Annotated in this window: 16 protein-coding genes; 8 read left to right on the top strand and 8 right to left on the bottom strand. The window is 73.5% G+C overall.

Annotated features, from left to right (window positions below):
- Positions 1-212: 212 nt before the first annotated feature.
- Together C1I92_RS27150 and C1I92_RS27155 are read left to right on the top strand one after the other, a co-directional pair.
- A complete protein-coding gene (locus C1I92_RS27150; protein WP_111257761.1) occupies positions 213-548 on the top strand; it encodes a PadR family transcriptional regulator in 336 nt (111 codons plus the stop codon).
- Positions 545-1732: an HAAS signaling domain-containing protein gene (locus C1I92_RS27155; protein ID WP_111257762.1), complete on the top strand. Its 1188-nt coding sequence runs from the start codon at positions 545-547 to the stop codon at positions 1730-1732. The genes C1I92_RS27150 and C1I92_RS27155 overlap by 4 nt, the downstream gene beginning before the upstream one ends.
- A 4-nt stretch (positions 1733-1736) precedes the next feature.
- On the opposite strand, the gene C1I92_RS27160 is transcribed toward C1I92_RS27155, so the two are convergent.
- Together C1I92_RS27160 and C1I92_RS27165 are read right to left on the bottom strand one after the other, a co-directional pair.
- Positions 1737-2609, bottom strand: coding sequence for an aldehyde dehydrogenase family protein (locus C1I92_RS27160; protein WP_111257763.1), 873 nt, complete (start codon positions 2607-2609; stop codon positions 1737-1739).
- Entirely contained in the window at positions 2609-4051 is a 1443-nt protein-coding gene (locus C1I92_RS27165; RefSeq protein WP_111257764.1) for an aldehyde dehydrogenase family protein, read from the bottom strand. Before C1I92_RS27165 ends, C1I92_RS27160 begins: the two co-directional genes overlap by 1 nt.
- A gap of 151 nt (positions 4052-4202) precedes the next feature.
- On the opposite strand from C1I92_RS27165, the gene C1I92_RS27170 reads away from it, so the two are divergent.
- The gene (locus C1I92_RS27170) at positions 4203-5726 is read left to right on the top strand and encodes a sialidase family protein (RefSeq protein ID WP_111257765.1); all 1524 of its coding nucleotides are present in this window, start codon (positions 4203-4205) and stop codon (positions 5724-5726) included.
- 10 nt (positions 5727-5736) lie between these two features.
- On the opposite strand, the gene deoC is transcribed toward C1I92_RS27170, so the two are convergent.
- Positions 5737-6687 carry a deoxyribose-phosphate aldolase gene (deoC, locus tag C1I92_RS27175; RefSeq protein WP_111257766.1) on the bottom strand — a complete coding sequence of 317 codons (951 nt, stop codon included), beginning with the start codon at positions 6685-6687 and terminating at the stop codon, positions 5737-5739.
- Positions 6688-6696: 9 nt separating this feature from the next.
- Positions 6697-7611 (bottom strand): AraC family transcriptional regulator, encoded by a 915-nt coding sequence (locus C1I92_RS27180; protein WP_111257767.1) that lies wholly within the window; start codon positions 7609-7611, stop codon positions 6697-6699.
- 73 nt (positions 7612-7684) lie between these two features.
- Here C1I92_RS27180 and C1I92_RS27185 point away from each other — a divergent pair, with 73 nt between their 5' ends.
- Genes C1I92_RS27185 through C1I92_RS27200 form a run of 4 tightly spaced genes read left to right on the top strand, consistent with a single transcriptional unit; the run spans position 7685 to position 12024 of the window.
- Complete coding sequence (locus C1I92_RS27185) at positions 7685-8704, top strand: SDR family NAD(P)-dependent oxidoreductase (RefSeq protein WP_111257768.1); 1020 nt, start codon at positions 7685-7687, stop codon at positions 8702-8704.
- Positions 8705-8738: 34 nt separating this feature from the next.
- On the top strand, positions 8739-10040 hold the full coding sequence (hisD, locus tag C1I92_RS27190; RefSeq protein ID WP_111257769.1) for a histidinol dehydrogenase: 1302 nt from the start codon (positions 8739-8741) through the stop codon (positions 10038-10040).
- Positions 10033-11016: a LacI family DNA-binding transcriptional regulator gene (locus C1I92_RS27195; protein WP_111257770.1), complete on the top strand. Its 984-nt coding sequence runs from the start codon at positions 10033-10035 to the stop codon at positions 11014-11016. The genes hisD and C1I92_RS27195 overlap by 8 nt, the downstream gene beginning before the upstream one ends.
- Positions 11017-11070: 54 nt before the next feature.
- Positions 11071-12024, top strand: a complete 954-nt coding sequence (locus C1I92_RS27200) for a fibronectin type III domain-containing protein (protein WP_111257771.1) — start codon at positions 11071-11073, stop codon at positions 12022-12024.
- Between the two features lie 3 nt (positions 12025-12027).
- On the opposite strand, the gene C1I92_RS27205 is transcribed toward C1I92_RS27200, so the two are convergent.
- Both C1I92_RS27205 and C1I92_RS27210 read right to left on the bottom strand, forming a co-directional pair.
- Positions 12028-12600: a DUF1707 SHOCT-like domain-containing protein gene (locus C1I92_RS27205; protein WP_111257772.1), complete on the bottom strand. Its 573-nt coding sequence runs from the start codon at positions 12598-12600 to the stop codon at positions 12028-12030.
- Positions 12597-14276 (bottom strand): phospho-sugar mutase, encoded by a 1680-nt coding sequence (locus C1I92_RS27210; RefSeq protein WP_111257773.1) that lies wholly within the window; start codon positions 14274-14276, stop codon positions 12597-12599. Before C1I92_RS27210 ends, C1I92_RS27205 begins: the two co-directional genes overlap by 4 nt.
- Positions 14277-14344: 68 nt before the next feature.
- Here C1I92_RS27210 and C1I92_RS27215 point away from each other — a divergent pair, with 68 nt between their 5' ends.
- A complete protein-coding gene (locus tag C1I92_RS27215; RefSeq protein ID WP_111257774.1) occupies positions 14345-17368 on the top strand; it encodes an ATP-binding protein in 3024 nt (1007 codons plus the stop codon).
- Here C1I92_RS27215 and C1I92_RS27220 read toward each other — a convergent pair.
- Both C1I92_RS27220 and C1I92_RS27225 read right to left on the bottom strand, forming a co-directional pair.
- The gene (locus C1I92_RS27220; protein WP_111257775.1) at positions 17337-18158 is read right to left on the bottom strand and encodes an ABC transporter permease; all 822 of its coding nucleotides are present in this window, start codon (positions 18156-18158) and stop codon (positions 17337-17339) included. The two genes, C1I92_RS27215 and C1I92_RS27220, sit on opposite strands and share 32 nt — an antisense overlap.
- Positions 18155-19120: an ATP-binding cassette domain-containing protein gene (locus tag C1I92_RS27225; RefSeq protein ID WP_111257776.1), complete on the bottom strand. Its 966-nt coding sequence runs from the start codon at positions 19118-19120 to the stop codon at positions 18155-18157. The genes C1I92_RS27220 and C1I92_RS27225 overlap by 4 nt, the downstream gene beginning before the upstream one ends.
- Positions 19121-19194 lie beyond the last annotated feature (74 nt).

The following is a 19194-nucleotide window of genomic DNA, read 5'->3' on the forward strand; positions in this document are numbered from 1 at the left end:
ATCGACGGCGGCAACAAAAACGCCTGGTCACGATCCACCGACCGGTACTCCTTCGCCACGACCGCCACCCTCTCAAACCACGATCAACCAGGCCAGACGCCACACCGAGCCAAAACGCAACAGGCTCGATAGTGGGTTGGATCATTGATGATCATGGGGGCGGGCGGCGTGGCGCGTGGTGCGCGGTAGTGCGCAGTGCATAATAGTGCGCCATGGACACCAGTCAGCTGCTCAAGGGTGTGCTCGACCTCGCCGTGCTCGCCGTGCTGCGCGAGGACGACGGCTACGGCTACGACGTCGTCCGGCGGTTGCGTGCGGCCGGGCTGACCGAGGTCGGCGACGCCTCCGTCTACGGCACGCTCCGGCGGCTCTACCACGCCGGCGCGCTGACCACGTACGTCGTGCCCTCCGAGGAGGGCCCGCACCGCAAGTACTACAGCCTCAACGGCTCCGGCCGCGACCTGCTGCGACGCTCGGCCAAGACGTGGCGCGAGTTCGCCGGGGTGCTGACCGAGCTGGTCGACCACGCCACCAAGGAGGCAGCGTGAGCACCACCCGGGCCACCGCCCACCCGGCCGTCGCGACCTACGTCGCCGCGGTCCGCGACGAGCTCGGCGACCTGCCGGCCGACGAGCTCGCGGAGATCGCCGAGGACGTCCGGGACCACCTGGACCACGTCGCCGCCGAGTACGGCGACGACGTCACGATCGCCGTGCTGATCGACCGGTTGGGCGCGCCGGCTGCGTACGCGGCCGAGCTGCGCGCCGCCGCCGGGCTGCCCGAGCCGGAGCCGGAGGTCGCTCCGGAACGGGCCGGCTTCGGGCGCCGGCTGCTGCGGTTCATGGTCGCGTTCTTCGGCTGGGGCACGGTCGGCCTGCTGGCCATCGCGTTCCTCGACACGTTGTTCGGGCTCAGCGGCGCGCCGGCGATGTTCGCGGTGCCGGCGCTGGTCTTCGCGATGCTTGCCGTCGGCGGCGCGTTGCTGCTGGTCGTCGGCCGGGAGGACGCGACCGCCGAGCTTCGGCAGCTGCCGACGGCGACGCTGCTGGCGCAGGTGGAGGAGTGGGTGCGCAGCATGCCATGGGGCCGGCCGCTGATCGACCTGATCGTGTCGCTGCGGCCGGCCTGGTGGCTGGCCCGGGCGGCGGCGCTGGGGCTGATCGTCGCGTTCGTCGCCGGCAGCATCCCGTTCGGCATCGTGGTGTTCCTCGTCGCGGCGGTTGCCTCGGTGTGGCTGGGCCGGCGGGCCGTCGCCGGCGAGATCCACGGCCCGCGGCTGGTCGCGGTCCAGCTGGCCAACGCGGGGCTGGCGATCGGCGGGCTGGTCGCGGTGGGCTCGGCGGCGAGCTTCGCCGCGGGCGACCACGTGCAGTACGTCGACGGCGGCTACGGCTACGACTACCCGGGCCCGGGCTTCTTCGACGAGAACGGCGCACACATCAGCAACATCTTCCCGTACGGCGCCGACGGCACGCTGCTCGAGAACGTCCGGCTCTACGACCAGGACGGCAGGCCGATCGACCTCGGCTGGTTCGAGGAGTGCTACGACGGCGGCTACGACGAGCAGTCGTTCACCGCCGCCAACCCGTGGGGCGACCACGTCTTCCCGCGGCTGACGGTCGAGGTGAGCGCGAACGGCAACTGCCAGGCGCCGCGGCTCGACCCGCCGTTCGGCGAGCAGCTCCCGGGCACGACGCCGGCGCCCGTCGCGACCGTCGCGCCGGAGAAGTGACCGGTCAGACGCCGACCGGGTGCCAGACGGTCTTCGTCTCCAGGTAGGCGGTGACGCGCTCCAGGCCGGGCTCGGCCAGCCAGTCGGGCTCGGCCGCGGGCGCGCGGACGACCCGCTTGAGGTTGTCCGCCGCCGCCAGCTCCAGCGACGTGGCCAGCTCGGCGTCGCCCGCCGCGCCGGCCAGGTCGACGGCGTTGACGTCCATGTGCGCGGCCAGGATCGGCGCGGTGTCGGACAGCGTGCCGGTGAGGACGTTCACCACGCCGCCCGGCACGTCCGACGTCGCCAGCACCTCCGACAGCGTGATGGCCGGCAGCGGCCGCTCGGCCGAGGCCAGCAGCACGGTCGTGTTGCCGCCCACCAGCGCCGGCGCCAGCACCGACACCAGGCCCAGCAGCGACGAGCGCTGCGGCGCCAGCAGGGCGACGACGCCGGTCGGCTCGGGCACGGAGAAGTCGAAGTACGGCCCGGCGACCGGGTTGCTCGACCCGACCACCTGGGCGATCTTGTCGGCCCAGCCCGCGTACCAGACCCACCGGTCGATCGCCTCGTCGACCAGCGCCGACGCCTTCGCCCGGGCCACGCCCTCGCCGGCCGCGACCTCGTCGGTGAACTGCGCGTGCCGGCCCTCCATCACCTCGGCGACGCGGTAGAGCACCTGGCCCCGGTTGTACGCCGTCGCGCCGGACCAGCCGGGCACCGCCTTGCGGGCGGCGACGACGGCGTCGCGGGCGTCCTTGCGCGAGGCCCAGGCGGCGTTGGCGAGGAACCTCCCCTTCGCGTCGGTGACCTCGTAGGACCGGCCGGACTCCGAGCGCGGGAACTTCCCGCCGACGTAGAGCTTGTAGGTCTTCTTCACAGCCAGCCGCTCGGCCATCAGTGCTCGCCCTTCAGGTATGCCAGCAGTCCGTGCCGGCCGCCCTCGCGGCCGTAGCCGGACTCCTTGTAGCCGCCGAACGGTGACGTCGGATCGAACCGGTTGAAGGTGTTGGCCCAGACGACGCCGGCCCGCAGCTGCTGCGCCATCCACAGGATGCGCGAGCCCTTGTCGGTCCACACGCCGGCGGACAGCCCGAACGGCGTGTTGTTGGCCTTCTCGACCGCCTCGGCCGGGGTGCGGAACGTCAGCACCGACAGGACCGGTCCGAAGATCTCCTCGCGGGCGATGCGGTGCGCCTGGCTGACGCCGGTGAACACCGTCGGCGGGAACCAGAAGCCGCGCTCGGGCAGCTCGCACTCCGGCGACCAGCGCTCGGCACCCTCGGCCTCGCCGACCTCGGACAGCTCGCGGATCCGGGCCAGCTGCTCGGCGGAGTTGATCGCGCCGATGTCGGTGTTCTTGTCCAGTGGGTCGCCGACGCGCAGCGTGCCGAGCCGCCGCTTGAGCCGGTCCAGCACGTCGTCGTAGACCGACTCCTGCACCAGCAGCCGGGAGCCCGCGCAGCACACGTGCCCCTGGTTGAAGAAGATGCCGTTGACGATGCCCTCGACCGCCTGGTCGATCGGCGCGTCGTCGAAGACGATGTTCGCGGCCTTGCCGCCCAGCTCCAGCGTGGCCTTCTTCGCGGTGCCGGCGACGCTGCGGGCGATCTGCTTGCCGACCTCGGTGGAGCCGGTGAACGCGACCTTGTCCACGCCTGGGTGCTCGACCAGCGCGCGGCCGGTGTCGCCGGCGCCGGTGAGGATGTTGACGACGCCCGGCGGGAGGTCGGCCTGCTGGCAGATCTCGGCGAACAGCAGCGCCGTCAGCGGCGTCGTCTCGGCCGGCTTCAGCACGACGGTGTTGCCGGCGGCCAGCGCGGGGGCGATCTTCCAGGCCAGCATCAGCAGCGGGAAGTTCCACGGGATGACCTGGGCGGCGACGCCGTACGGCTTCGGGTCCGGGCCGGCGCCGGCCCACGACAGCTTGTCGGCCCAGCCGGCGTAGTAGAAGAAGTGCGCCGCCACCAGCGGGATGTCGACGTCGCGGGACTCCCGGATCGGCTTGCCGTTGTCGATGGACTCGAGGACGGCCAGCTCGCGGGCCCGCTCCTGGATGATCCGGGCGATGCGGAACAGGTACTTGCCGCGGTCGCGCCCGGAGAGCCTCGACCACGTGCGCTCGTAGGCGCGACGGGCCGCCTGGACCGCCTTGTCGACGTCGTCGGCGCCGGCCGCCGCGATCTCGGCCAGCACCTCCTCGGTGGCGGGGTTGACCGACTTGAACATGGACCCGTCGACCGGGTCGACGAACTCGCCGTTCACGAACAGGCCGTAGGAGCTCTGGATGTCGACGATGGCCCGCGACTCGGGCGCGGGGGCGTACTCGAACTTCGTCATGGCGATCAGTCCACGGTCACTCGGTCGGCCTGCACGGTACCCAGCGTAGGCGCTGCGGGCCGCGGCCGTTTGTCCGTACCGGTGCTTGCGCGAGCAGGGTCACGGTGCCAGCGTCGGGAGGCGTGTGAATCGACCTCGGGGGGCGATCATCATGCCGAGCCGACGAGCCGTCACGTTCATCGCGGGCACCGCACTCATCGTCGCCGGCGCGATCCCGGCGATCGCCGGGCCGCTGACCACCGGGCCGCTGGTCCAGGTGTCCGGCACCAGCCCGTTCCTGGACTGCACGGCGGACGCCGTCGAGGACCAGTCCGGGACGGTGTACCTCAACAGCGAGGTCGAGCCGTGGATCGACGTCAACCCCACCGACGCCGGCAACGTCGTCGGCATCTGGCAGGCCGACCGCTGGGACAACGGCGGCGCCCGCGGCCTGGTCGCGGGCGTCAGCCAGGACGGCGGCGGCACCTGGCAGCAGGTGGTCATCCCGGACATCACACTGTGCTCCGGCGGCACGTACGACCGGGCCACCGACCCGTGGGTCTCGTTCGGGCCCGACGGCCGGCTGCACCAGCTGGCGCTGTCGTTCAACGACGTCGCGCCGCCGTTCGAGCCGCGCGACTTCGACCACGCCCTGCTGGCCAGCTACTCCGACGACGGTGGCCTGACCTGGACCGACCCGGTCGAGGTGATCCGCGACCTGGACGCCAACGTGTTCAACGACAAGCAGACGATCACCGCCGACCCCACCGACCCGGACCTGGTCTACGCGGTCTGGGACCGGCTGGTCTTCCCCGGCAGCGAGCGCGCCAGCGTGATCGCCGGCTTCGTCACCCAGGCGTTCACCGGCCCATTCTGGTTCGCCCGCAGCACCGACGGCGGTGTGACCTGGGAGGCGCCGAAGGAGATCTACGACCCGGGCATGCGCGACCAGACCATCGGCAACCAGATCGTCGTGCAGCCCGACGGCACGCTGGTGAACGTCTTCAACGAGATCCGCAACGACAACCGCGGCGGCCGGCGCGGCAACAACGTCGCCGTCATGATCTCCGAGGACCAGGGCGTCACGTGGTCCGAACGGATCTTCGTCAGCCGGCTCGGCACCATCGAGATCACCGATCCGGACACGGGCGACCCCGTCCGCACCGGCGACATCATCCCGGAGGTCGCCGTGGACCGCACGACCGGCGCCCTGTACGCCGTGTGGCAGGACGCGCGCTTCAGCGGCGGGCAGTTCGACAGCATCGCGTTCTCGCAGTCGCTGGACGGCGGGCTGACCTGGTCGCAGCCGATCAAGGTCAACGCCACGCCCGGCACCGTGCCTCCCGGCAACCAGCAGGCGTTCACGGCGTCGGTGCACGTGGCCGACGACGGGACTGTCGGCGTGACGTACTACGACTTCCGCAACAACACGCCGTCGCCCACGACGCTGCCGACCGACTACTGGATGGTGCACAGCCACCCGACGACGCCGACGGCCTGCGCCAGCGCGGCGAACTGGGGCAACGAGGTCCGGCTCACGAACACCCCGTTCGACATGCGCCAGGCGCCGTTCGCCCTCGGGTTCTTCGTCGGCGACTACGAGGGCCTGTCGAACATCGGGTCGGACTTCACGGCGTTCTTCTCGCAGTCGCACGGCACCGACCCGGCGAGCACGTTCTTCCGCACGGCCGGGTGAACCGGAAGCGTCAGTCGAGGGTGAAGTAGTCGGGGCCGGCGTAGCGGCCGGTGGCGATCTTCTGCCGCTGCATGAGCAGGTCGTTGAGCAGGCTGGACGCGCCCAGCCGGAACCAGTCGGGGTCGAGCCAGTCGTCGCCGGCGGTCTCGTTGACCAGGACGAGGTACTTGATGGCGTCCTTGCTGGTCCGGATGCCGCCGGCCGGCTTCACACCGACCTGGCGGCCGGTGGCCTCGCGGAAGTCGCGAACGGCCTCGAGCATGACGAGCGTGACGGGGAGCGTGGCGGCCGGCGCGACCTTGCCGGTGCTGGTCTTGATGAAGTCGCCGCCGGCCAGCATGGCCAGCCAGGACGCCCGCCGGACGTTGTCGTAGGTGGCCAGCTCGCCGGTCTCGAGGATCACCTTGAGGTGGGCGTCGCCGGCGGCCTGCTTGACCGCGACGATCTCGTCGAACACCGCGCCGTAGTGGCCGGCCAGGAACGCGCCGCGGTCGATGACCATGTCGACCTCGTCGGCGCCGGCGGCGACCGCGTCGCGCGTGTCGGCCTCCTTGACCGCGAGGCTGGTGCGCCCGGACGGGAACCCGGTGGCGACGCTGGCCACCTTGATGCCCGACCCCTTCAGAGCCTCCTTCGCCGTGGCGACGAGGTCGGGGTAGACGCAGACGGCCGCCACCTGGGGGACGGTCCGGTCCGACGGGTCGGGGCGCAGCGCCTTCGCGCACAGCGCCCGCACCTTGCCCGGGGTGTCCTGGCCCTCCAGCGTGGTGAGGTCGATCATCGAGATCGCGAGGTCGATGGCGAACTGCTTGGCCGTGGTCTTGATCGACCGGGTGGCCAGCGTCGCCGCCCGGGCCTCGGCGCCGGTCTGGTCGACGCCCGGCAGGCCGTGCAGGAAGCGCCGCAGCGACGCCTCGGAGGAGGCGATGTCGGACAGGCGGGCGTCGTCGAGCAGTGTCACGCGTCGAGTCTAGTCGCGCAGGCGGTGGCGGTAGCGCAGCGGCGACTCGCCGACCTCCCGCTTGAACGCGGTGCTGAACGCGCTCTCCGACGCGTAGCCCAGGCCGGAGGCCAGCGACCCGACGCGGACGTCGTCGTCGCGCAGCGCCCGCTGGGCCAGCAGCATCCGCCAGCGGCCGAGGTACGTCAGCGGCGGGACGCCGGCCACGCCGCGGAACCGTTCGGCGAACGACGTCCGCGACATCGCCGCGGCCCGGGCCAGCTCCGCCAGCCCCCACCGCCGGCCCGGCTCGGCGTGCATGAGGTCCAGCGCCGGCCGCAGCCGCTGGTCGGTCAGCAGCCGCAGCCAGCCCGGCGGCAGCTCGGCCTGACCGACGTAGGCGCGCAGCACCTCGAGCAGCAGCAGCTGGCCGTGCTGGCGCACCGCGAACGCCGAGCCGACGCGGCGCTCGGTCAGCTCGTCGAGCAGCCGGTGGAGGCTGCCGCGCAGGTTCGCCGCCGCGGCGCCCGAGCCGCGGACGTGCGCGACCGGCGGGAGCGCCTGCGAGAGCAGCGCGCGGCCGGCCGGGTCGAGGTCGACGTGACCGCCGACGACCACGTCCGCGCCGGCGCCGAAGCCGCTGGTGAGGCGGAACGAGGAGAAGTCGGCGTCCGGTGTCACCTCCTGCGGGGGGCCGTCGCCGCTGCCGCCCTCCGCCGTCAGCCAGGCGCGGTCGTTCAGGACCGCGACGTCGCCCTCCTCGAGCTGGAGCGGTTCGTCCAGGCCGTCGGCGTTGAGCCGGGCCCGGCCGCTCACCACCGCGAAGAACTTCAGGCCCTCGATCTTCGCGTGCGTGACCCAGGGACCGCGGGACACGAAGCCGCCCGACACCACGCCGCGGACCTCGACGAGGTCGAACACCTCGGACAGCTGGTCGTCCACCACCTCCGTACTATCGCGCAAGAAATACGGACCGACAAGTATTCAGAGTCCGGCCGGGCGAGCGCAGCCTGGAGGCATGACACATCAGCAGCACCCTCTCGGAACCGGCTTCACCGCCGCCTCGACCGCCGACGACGTCCTCAAGGGCATCGACCTGACCGGCCGGAACGCCGTCGTCACCGGCGGCCACGCCGGACTCGGCCTGGAGATCACCCGTGCGCTCAGCCGGGCCGGCGCCGCGGTCACTGTCGCCGCACGCAACCCCGATCGCGCCGCGGCCGCGGTGACCGGGATCGAGCGCGTCGACGTCGGCCGGCTCGACCTGATGGACCCGGCATCGATCGACGCGTTCGCCGCCGGGTATCTCGGCTCGGGCCGGCCGCTGCACTTCCTGCTCAACAATGCGGGGATCATGGGCGGCCCGCTGGTCCGCGATGCCCGCGGCTACGAGTCGCAGTTCGCGACCAACCACCTCGGCCATTTCCAGCTCACGCTCGGCCTGCTGCCCGCGCTGCGCGCCGCGCGCGGCGCCCGGGTCGTCAACACCACCTCCGGCGGGCACCGGCTGTCGGACATCCGCTGGGACGACCCGCACTTCACCCAGGACTACGACGACCTGGGCATGCTCGGCTACGGCCAGTCCAAGACCGCCAACGTCCTGTTCGCGGTCGAGCTGGACCGGCGGTGGGCCGGCGACGGGATCCGCGGCTACGCGGCGCATCCGGGCATCGTCGTGACGACGAACCTGGGCCCGTTCCGGGTCGAGGGCGAGGCGCGGCCGGACTTCCTCGGCGACGACCAACTGCGCGCCATGGGGCTGCTGGACGCGTCCGGCCGGCCGGTCCTCGACCCCGAGCGGGAGATGAAGACGCCGCAGCAGGGCGCCAGCACGCCGGTCTTCGGCGCGACTAGCCCGCTGCTGGCGGACATCGGCGGCGTCTACCTCAAGGACAACGACGTCTCGCCGCTGGACGAGGAGCCCTTGCCGATCGACTTCGGCACCGGCGAGGTCTCTTCGGAGGTCGTGCCGCACGCGATCGATCCGGAGTCGGCGCAGCGCCTGTGGGCGCTGAGCGAGCGGCTGATCGCTGGCTAGCTGGCCTGGTCGGCGATGGTGTATACGTATACACATGCTGACGCTCAAGGATCGTTCCGCCGCCGTGGACCGCAGCGCCGAAGCCGCCGCCGTCACCGCCACCGTCGCCCGCATGCTGGCCGACATCGAGACCGGCGGCGACGCCGCCGTCCGCGCGTACTCCGAGAAACTGGACTCCTGGTCGCCGCCGTCGTTCCGGCTCGGCGACGAGGAGATCGAGCGGATCGTCGCGACCGTGCCGGAGCAGGCGCTGGCCGACATCCGGTTCGCGCAGGCGCAGGTCCGCGGCTTCGCCGAGCGGCAGCTCGCATCGATGCACGAGTTCGAGATCGAGACGCTGCCCGGCGTGCGCCTCGGCCAGAAGCACCTCCCGATCGCGTCCGTCGGGGCCTACATCCCGGGCGGGCGCTACCCGCTGACGGCGTCGGCGCACATGACGATCGTGACGGCGAAGGTCGCCGGGGTGGAGCGGGTGGTCGCGTGCACGCCGCCGATCCGCGGCGAGATCCCGGCGGCGACGATCGCGGCGATGTCGCTGGCCGGCGCCGACGAGATCCACCTGCTCGGCGGCGTCCAGGCGATCGGCACGCTGGCGCTGGGCACCGAGACGGTCGCGCCGGTCGACCTCATCGCCGGGCCTGGCAACGCCTACGTCGCCGAGGCGAAGAAGCAGCTCTACGGCCGGGTCGGCCTGGACCTGTTCGCCGGGCCGACGGAGATCCTGGTGCTCGCCGACGAGACCGCCGACCCGTTCACCGTCGCCGTCGACCTGCTGTCGCAGGCCGAGCACGGGCCGGACTCGCCCGCCGTCCTCATCACCACCATTGAGGCCTTGGCGCGTGCGGCGATGGCCCACATCGAGGAGATCCTGCCCGGCATGCCGACGAAGGACATGGCCGAGCCGGCCTGGCGCGACCACGGCGAGGTCCACGTCGCCGGGTCCTTGGAGGAGGCGTACGCGCTGGTCGACGAGCGGGCGTTCGAGCACGTCGAGGTGCTGACGGCGGACCCGCGGGCGGCGCTGGCGCGGCTGCGCAACTACGGCAGCCTGTTCCTCGGCTCGCTGACGACGGTCTCGTACGGCGACAAGGTGATCGGGACCAACCACGTGCTGCCGACGCGCGGCGCGGCCCGGTACACCGGCGGCCTGTGGGTCGGGAAGTACCTCAAGACCGTCACGTACCAGGAGATCACCGACCCGGCGTCCAGCGCGCTGCTCGGCGAGGTCTGCGGCCGCGCGTCGCGGGTGGAGCTGTTCGAGGGGCACGCCCGCTCCGGCGACATCCGCTGGGCCGCGCACACGGGCGCGTCCCTGCCGTGGACGGACCGTGTCTAGGCCACCGACCAGCGTCGACATCGCCCGCGCGGCGGGCACGTCGCAGGCGACGGTGTCGCGGGCGCTCAACGGCGGGCGGGTCGCGGCGGCCACCCGGGACCGGATCCTGGCGATCAGCCGGGAGCTCGGCTACACCCCGAACGCGGCCGCCCGAGCGATGGTGACCAGCCGCACCGGCCTCGTCGGCGTCGTCGTCTCGGACCTCACCAACCCGTTCTATCCGGAGTTCCTGGAGGAGATAGCCGCCTGCCTCGGCGCCCGGCGGCAGCACATGCTGCTGCAGAACGCCGGCGAGTCGGTGGAGCTGCTGTTGCAGCAGCGGGTGGACGGGATCGTGTTCACCGCCGCGGTGGAGGGGTCCGCGGCGGTCGAGGACCTCGTCGCGCGCCGGTTCCCGGTGGTGCTGGCGAACCGGGTGCTCGACGCCGGCTGCGACACCGTCGAGGGCGACCACGCGGCCGGCGCCGCCGCGGTCGTCGACCATCTGGCGTCCCTCGGGCACCGGCGGATCGCGGTGCTGGCCGGCCTGGCCGGCGCGAGCACGTCGGCGAAGCGGCTGGCCGGTCTGCGCACCAGCCTGTCATCGCGCGGGCTGCCGCCGGCCGACGTGGTGGAGACCGGCTTCGACTACGACCGCGCCGTCGAGGCGGCGACGGCGCTGCTGACCGGGTCGCGTCCGCCGACCGCGATCGTCGGGCTGAACGACCAGGTGGCCTTCGCCGCGCTCAACGCCGCCGCCGCCCTGGGGGTGCCGGTGCCGTCGCGGCTGTCGGTCGTCGGGTTCGACGACGTGCGGCAGGCGTCGTGGCCGGTGCTCGGTCTGACGACGGTGCGCCAGCCGCTCGCGGGCATGGCGGCCCGGTCGGTCGCGCTGCTGAACGAGCGGATCGACGACCCAGCGCTGCCGCCGCGGCACGAGGTCCTGCCGGCCGATCTGATCGTCCGCTCGACGACCGGGCCCCGGCGCAATCCCTGACGCCTCCTCCGTCGTACACCAGGCGGGGCCGGATCCCGATCGAGGAGGATCGTCATGCACGTCCGCAGGCGTCTCATCGCGCTCGCCACAGGACTCGCCGCCGGCCTGGCACTGGGACTGACCGGCCCGGCGCCGGCCACGGCGGGGTCCGCGCCGCCGACCCCGTTCAACTTCTACGTCAACAACGTCACCGCCACGCAGGTGTCGATGCAGTGGTCGCCCGGATTCCTCACCGAGCCGACCCGGTGGCGGGTCTACCAGAACGACGTGCTGGTGACGACCAGTCTCGGCAGCGCGTACGTCGCCCGGAACCTGGTGGCGGGGCAGACCTACGCGTACCGGATCGTCGCCGTCGACGCGTCGGGCGACGTCGCCGCGCCGACCCGGACCATCACCGTCACGACGCGGGGGCCCGGCGTCCAGCCCGGCGCGCCGTCCGGGCTGCGCGCCACCGAGGTCTCGCCGGCCCGGGTCCTGCTGGAGTTCGACCGGCCCGGCGACGAGTTCGACGTCTGGTCGTATCAGGTGTTCGACGGATCGACGCTGGTCGGCACGGCCGTCGCCCCGTTCGCCCAGCCGACGGCGACCGCGACGATCCGGCAGCTGACGCCGGGCGGCACGCACAGCTACACCGTCCGGGCCGGCCGGAGCAGCGGCCTGTCGGCGCCGTCGAACACCCTGACGGTGACGACGCCGACGACCACCGACGCCACGCCGCCGAGCGCGCCGTCCGGTCTCGCCGGCCGGATCGTGCGCTACACCTGCGACAACGCCGCTCTCACCTGGACGCCGTCGACGGACGACCGGGACGCGGCCGCCGCGATCGACTACGAGGTGTTCGGCAACGGCCGGCTGATCTCGGTCGCGCGCGGCACTGGTGCGGCGACCGTGTGGCTGCCCGACCAGGGCCCGAACACGCTGACCGTACGGGCGGTCGACAGCTCCGGCAACGCCTCCGCCGCCAGCAACGCGATCACGCTGACGGTCGACCCGGCCTGCGAGCCCTGACGTCTACTTCGCGCGGGAGGCCTCCACCCGGAGGCTCCCGCCGAACGTCGCGCCGGTCACGACGATCACGTGCGTCACCGGCGTTCCCGGCGTCGCGTGGCGGGCGGCGTGGTCGCGGATCCGGCCGCCGGTCGCGGCGACCCCGCTCAGGTCGACCGCGACACCGGGCGGGACGATCAGCCGGACCCGGCTGCCGGACGCCGCGAGGCGCAGCGTGCTCTGCCCGCCCTCCGGCAGCCGCGCCTGGGTGTAGTCCAGCCGGGCCGAGCCGCCGATCACGCCGAGCTCGATCACCTTCGGCACCGTCCACGCGCCCTCGCGGCGGAACCGCTGGCCGGCCGCCTGCCAGTGCACGACGTGGTCGTCGGCCACGCCGGGCGCCGCGACCGGCAGGCCCTCGGTCAGCGGCTCCAAGTCCGCGAACGTGCGCGCGGTGAGCGCCCGCTCGACCCGCTCTTCGAGCTCGTCGGTGTCCAGCCGGCCGTCGGCCGCCGCGTCGCGGAGGATCTCGACCATCCGGTCGCGGTCGGCGTGCGAGACCCGCATCAGCTGCTTGTCGGGCTCTTCGGCGCTCATGACGACAACCCTAGAGCGGCGCCGACGTCCGCGCGGACCGCGGCCAGCCGGTCCGCCGCGACCGCTCGCGCAGCCGCGACGTCGCCGCCGTCCACCGGGACCACGACCTCCAGGTAGCACTTGAGCTTCGGCTCGGTGCCGCTGGGCCGGACGACGACGCGGGTGGCGTCGGCGGTGAGGTAGCGCAGGCCGTCGGTCGGCGGCAGCCCGCCGTCGCCGGCCAGCAGGTCGTCGGCCGTGACGACGTCGGACCCGGCCAGCGACGACGGCGGCGCCGACCGCAGCCGGGCCATCGCGGTTCCGATCAGCGACAGGTCGTCGACCCGGACGGAGAGCTGGTCGGTCGCGTGCAGGCCGTGCGCCACCGCCAGGTCGTCGAGCACGTCCCACAGGGTGCGCCCCGACGCGGCCGTCGACGCGGCCAGCTCGGCCACCAGCACCGCGGCCGAGATGCCGTCCTTGTCGCGCACCGACTCAGGGTCGACGCAGTAGCCCAGCGCCTCCTCGTAGCCGAACGCCAGGCCCGGCACCCGGGAGATCCACTTGAACCCGGTCAGCGTCTCCTCGTGCGCCAGCCCGTGCGCCGCGGCGATCCGGCCGAGCAGGCGCGATGACACGATCGAGTTGGCCAGCACGCCCGTCGCGCCGCGCGCCGCCAGGTGCTCGCCCAGCAGCGCGCCGACCTCGTCGCCGTGGAGCATGGTCCAGCCGTCGCCGGAACGCGACGGGAGCGCCACCGCGCACCGGTCCGCGTCGGGGTCGTTCGCGATCACGAGGCCGGCCTCGACCCGCTGCGCCAGCGCGAGCGCGAGGTCGATCGCGCCGGGCTCCTCCGGGTTCGGGAACGCGACGGTGGGGAAGTCGGGGTCCGGCTCGGCCTGCTCGGCGACGGTGTGCAGATCGGTGAAGCCGGCCCGGATCAGCGCCTCGCCGGCCGTGACGCCGCCGACGCCGTGCAGCGACGTGTGCACGATCCGCACGTCGCGCGGCCCGCCGGCCGCGGCTACCCCGGCGGCGGAGGCCAGGTACGCCGTCACGACGTCCTCGCCGATCTCGGCCCAGCCCTCGTCGGCCCGCGCGACCGCCGCGACGGACTCGACGGCGTCGATGTGCGCCGCGATCTCCGCGTCGGCCGGCGCCACCAGCTGCGAGCCGCCGTCCGGACCGCCGAGGTACACCTTGTAGCCGTTGTCCTGCGGCGGGTTGTGGCTGGCCGTGACCATGACGCCGGCGTCGGCGGACAGGTGCCGCACCGAGAACGCCAGCACCGGCGTCGGCAGCAGCCGCGGCATGACCAGCGCCTCGATCCCGGCCGCCGTCAGCACCGCTGCGGTGTCGACGGCAAAGTCGTGCGACCGGTACCGCGCGTCGTAGCCGATGACGACGCGGTGCCGCGTCCCGTTGACCGGCGTACGAGTGCCGAGCAGGTACGCGGCCAGGCCCGCGGCGGCGCGGATGACGACGGCCCGGTTCATCCGGTTCGGGCCGGCGCCGATCGCGCCGCGCAGCCCGGCGGTGCCGAACTGCAGGATGCCGGCGAACCGGTCGGCGAGGTCGGTGGCCGCAGCCTCGTCGCCGGACTCCGCGCCGTCCAGCACGGTCTGCAGCTCCGCCCGGGTGACCGGGTCGGGGTCGTCGGACAGCCAGGCGCGGGCCCGATCCAGGACGTCGGTCATCGCACAAACCCTTCCCTTCTCCCGGGGCGGCACGCTGCGCCGGTCCGTGTTCAGGAGATCCTAGGAGCATGCAGGTCTCCATCCTCGGACCGGTGCGCGTGGGAGCGGCCGGCGAGATCCCGGGCGCGGGCGTGCGCGCGCTGCTGGCCCGGCTCGCGGTCGGCCGCGACGACGTCGACGCCACGGCGGCGGACGTGCTGCTGGCCGCCGCGACCGCCGCGCTGCGTGACGGCGACCCCGTCACCGCCGCTGCCGAGGCCGGCCGGGCGCTGGCGCTGTGGCGGGGCGAGCCGCTGGCCGACGTCGGCGACGCGCCGTTCGCGGCGGTCGAGGCGGCCCGGCTGGGCACGCTGCGGCTGGACCTGCTCCGCGTCCGCATCGAGGCCGACCTGCGCCGTGGCGCCCACGCCGACCTGCCGGCCGAGCTGACGGCGCTGGTCGAGGACCATCCACTGGACGAGGCACTGCTCGGCCAGCTGCTGCGCGCGCTGGTCGCGACCGGGCGGCCGGCCGAGGCGCTGGCGGCCTACGAGGACGGGCGGGAGCGGCTGGCCGACGCACTCGGCGCCGACCCCGGGCCGCAGCTGCGCGACGTCCACCTCGCGGTGCTGACGCACGACCGGGCGGCGCTGGGCGTCGGGACACCGGCGCCGCCGGACGACGGCGCCGTCCGGGCGGCGCCGCGGCTGCGCCGGTCCGCGACCCCGCTGCTCGGCCGCGACGAGGAACTGGCGCAGGTCGAACGGCTGTTGGACGAGGCCCGGCTGGTCACGGTGCTCGGACCGGGCGGTGTCGGCAAGACCCGGTTCGCCACCGAACTGGCGCTGCGCCGGCTGGGCCGCACCGGCCGCCCGGTGCACCTCGTCGAGCTGGCCGGCCTGCGCGACGAGGCCGACGTCCTGCCTGCGGTGCTGGCTGCGCTCGGCGTCCGCGAGGTCAGCCTGCTGGACCGCGGCACGTCCCCGTTGTGGCGGCTGCCGATCGAGCGGCTGCGCGACCTGCTGGCCGACAGCGACGCGCTCATCGTGGTCGACAACTGCGAGCACCTGGTCGACGCGGTCGCGCCGGTCGTCCACGAGATCGTGACGGCGTCGGCGCAGGTCCGGGTGCTGGCCACCAGCCGGACGCCGCTGGCCGTCGACGGTGAGGTCGTGCATCCGCTGCCCACGCTGGCGCTGCCGGACGGCGCCGGACCGCTCGACTCCCCGGCGGTGCGGCTGTTCCACGACCGCGCGACGGCGGCCCGGCCCACCGTCCGGCTCGACCCCGCCGTCGTCGCCGAGATCTGCCGGCATCTCGACGGGCTGCCGCTGGCGATCGAGCTGGCCGCGGCGAAGGTGCGGTCGATGTCGGTGGAGCAGCTGGCCGCGCGGCTGGACGACCGGTTCGGGTTGCTGGTCGGCGGCCCGCGGTCGGCGCCGGAGCGGCACCGCACGCTGCTCGCCGTCGTCCGGTGGAGCTGGGAGCTGCTGAACCCCAACGAGCAGGCGGTGCTGCGCCGGCTGGCCGTGCTGCCCGGCGGGGCGGACGCGGCGACGGCGCCGGCGGTCTGCGGGTTCGGCGGGGTGGACGTCGAGCCGGCGCTGGCGGGGCTGGCCGACCAGTCGCTGCTGGTGGTCGACGAGGCCGGCGGCGCGGTCCGGTTCCGGCTGCTGGAGACCGTCCGCGAGTTCGCCGACGCCGAGCTCGACGCGGCCGGCGAGCGTTCGGCGGCGACGGCGGGGCTGGTCGCGTGGGCCGTCGACTTCGCCGTCCGGGCCGAGCCGAACCTGCGCGGGCAGACCCAGGTGACCTGGTTCGGCCTGCTGGCCGCCGAGCAGGACAACCTGGTCGCCGGGCTGCGCGCGGCCATCGACGCCGGCGACCGGCGTTCCGCGTTCACCATCGCGCTGACGATGTGCTGGCACTGGGCCGCGCTCGGCCTGCACTTCGAGGTGGCCGCTTGGGGCGAGCAGCTGATCCGGCTGGAGGGACCGGTCGACCCCAGCACGGCCGCCCTGCTGTACGCGATCCTCATCCCGAACTCGCTGGTCGCCGGGCCGACCCGGACCGGGGTGCGGTTCATCCGGCGGCTGCGCCGACTGGTCCGCGACGAGACCGGCCTGAGCCCGCTGGCCCGGGCCTTCGGTGAGCTGGTGCTGGCCACGATGGGCGGCCGGCCGGCCCAGCTCGTGCAGGCCCGCGCGACCGCCGAGGCCTCCGGCGACCCGTGGGCGCGTGCCGTCGCCGCGCTGTTCTACAGCATCCTCGCCGACAACGAGGGCGAGCGGGAGCAGTCGCGGCAGCTGGCGCGGGAGGCGCGCGAGGGATTCGCCGCGCTCGGCGACCGCTGGGGCCTGGCCATGACCGCGATGACGCTCGGCCTGACCGAGGCGGCCGACGGCGACAGCTCCACCGCCATCGAGCTGCTGGACGAGGCCGTGCTCAGCTTCGACCTGCTGGGCATCGGCGACGACGGCCGTCAGGTCCAGCTGCTGCGGGCGATCGTGCGGGTCCGCGCGGGCGACGTCAGCCGCGGGGTGGCCGAGCTGACCGCGATGCTGGAGCGCTACCCGAACGACCCCGAGGTCTCCACCATGGCCGAGACCGGGCTGGCCGAGGCGGCGGCGCAGCTGGGCGACGTCATCTCGATGCTGGCGCACTACGACGTCGCGGTCGCGGCGGCGCGGTCGGAGGAGACCGGCGGACCGCCGCAGCTGCGGGTGATGGCGCTGGCCGGCGCGGCCATCGCCCGGCTCCGGGTCGGCCGCGACGACGACGTCGACGACCTGCTGGCCGACGCGTACGGCCTGGCCGTCGCCGACGGCGACCGGCCGGTCATCGGCATGGTCGCCATCGCGCACGGGCGGCTGGCTCAGACCCGCGGCGACGGCGAACGGGCGGCCCGGCTGATCGCGCTGGGCCGCCGCGTCGGCGCCGTCGAGCTGCTGGGCAACGTCAGCCATCCCGCGCTCGCCGACCTTCCCGAGCCGGACGAGAAGCTGCTGGCCGCCGAGCGGGACCGCGTCCGCGACTTCTCCTCCGTCGCCGCCGTCCGCGAGATCGCGACGCTGCTGCGCCCTACGACTTGCGGCGATACGCCCGGACGGTGAGCGGCGCGAACACCGCGACCAGCACCGCGCAGCCGACCAGCGACCAGCCGATCGCTCCGGCGTCGGGGTTGCCGGCCATGATCCCGCGGACCGCCGTCACCAGTTGCGATACCGGGTTGACGTCGACCCAGGCCTTCAGCCAGCCGGGCATTGTCGACGGGTCGACGAACACGTTGCTGGCGAAGGTCAGCGGGAACATCGCCAGCATGCTGACGCCCTGCACCGCGCCGGCCGAGCGCATCGTCAGTCCGAGGAAGGCGAAGATCCAGCTCAGCGAGAACGCGAACACGAGCACCAGCAGGCAGGCGGCGACCACGGCGGCGACGCCGCCACCGGGCCGGAAGCCCATCGCCATGCCGACGGCCAGGCAGACGACCGCCGCCACGACGTAGCGGATGCTGTCGGCCAGCAGCGCGCCGACCAGCGCCGCCGGGCGCCAGATCGGCAGCGACCGGAACCGGTCGAAGATGCCCTTGCCGATGTCGGTGTTCAGCGAGATCCCGGTGTACAGCGACGCCATCACGACGGTCTGCACGAGGATGCCGGGCAGCACGAACTGCAGGTACTCCTGGGTGCTGCCGGCGACCGCGCCGCCGAACAGGTAGACGAACATCAGGATGAAGATCACCGGCTGGAACGTCACGTCGAACAGCTGCTCGGGGATGCGGCGGATCTTCAGCACGCTGCGCCAGCCCAGCGTCAGGCTGGCCGACAGCGGGCTCGGCGGGTTCGGCCGCTCCACGCGGGTGGCGACGGTGCGGACGGGCTGGTCGAGGGTCGTCGTGCTCATGCGGCGCTCCTTTCGGTGTCGTCGTCGGCCGCGTGGCCGGTCAGGGTGAGGAAGACCTCGTCGAGGCTGGGCCGCTGCACGCCGATCTCGTCGATGCCCACGCCCTCGGCGCGCAGCCGGATCATCAGGTCGGCGACGAGGTCGGGGTCGGCCACCGGCGCGGTGATGACGGCGGCCTCCGGCGTGCGGTGCGGGATGGTGTCGAGCGTCTGCGCGACCAGCCGCTCGGCGAGGTCGCGCTGCGCCTCGTCGGCCAGCCGCAGGTGCAGCGAGCTGCGGCCCACGGACGCCTTGAGTTCGGCGCTGGTGCCCTCGGCGATGACGGTGCCGCGGTCGATGACGGCGATCCGATCGGCCAGCTGGTCGGCCTCGTCGAGGTACTGCGTGGTGAGCAGCACGGTGGTGCCGCCGGCGACGAGGTCGCGGACGATGTCCCAGACCTGCCCGCGGCTGCGCGGGTCGAGGCCGGTGGTCGGCTCGTCCAGGAACAGCACGTCCGGCGTGACGACGAGGCTGGCCGCGAGGTCGATGCGCCGGCGCATGCCGCCGGAGAAGTGCTTGACCGGGCGGCTCGCCGCCTCGGTGAGGTCGAAGCTCTCCAGGAGCTCGGCCGCTCGGGCTTTGGACTGCGAACGGCTCAGTCCGACCAGCCGCGACTGGAGGACCAGGTTCTCGGTGCCGGTGAGGTCCTCGTCGACCGACGCGTATTGGCCGGTCAGCCCGATGAACTTGCGCACCTCGTCGGCGTCGTCGACGACGTCGTGGCCCAGCACGCGCGCGCTGCCGCCGTCGGGGCGCAGCAGGGTGGTGAGCATGCGCACGGTGGTGGTCTTCCCGGCGCCGTTCGGCCCGAGGACCCCGTACACGGTGCCGGCGCGCACGGCGAGGTCGACGCCGTCGACGGCGCGGTTCTCGCCGAACGTCTTGACCAGGCCGTGCGCCTCGATGGCCAGTGGGGTCATTGCGTCCTCCTGAGTTCGGTCGTTCTCAGGATTCAGCGTCGGGGGAGCGGCTGACCGGCCGCTGACGGAGTGCT

Source organism: Jiangella anatolica (assembly GCF_003236295.1).
GTDB lineage: Bacteria > Actinomycetota > Actinomycetes > Jiangellales > Jiangellaceae > Jiangella > Jiangella anatolica.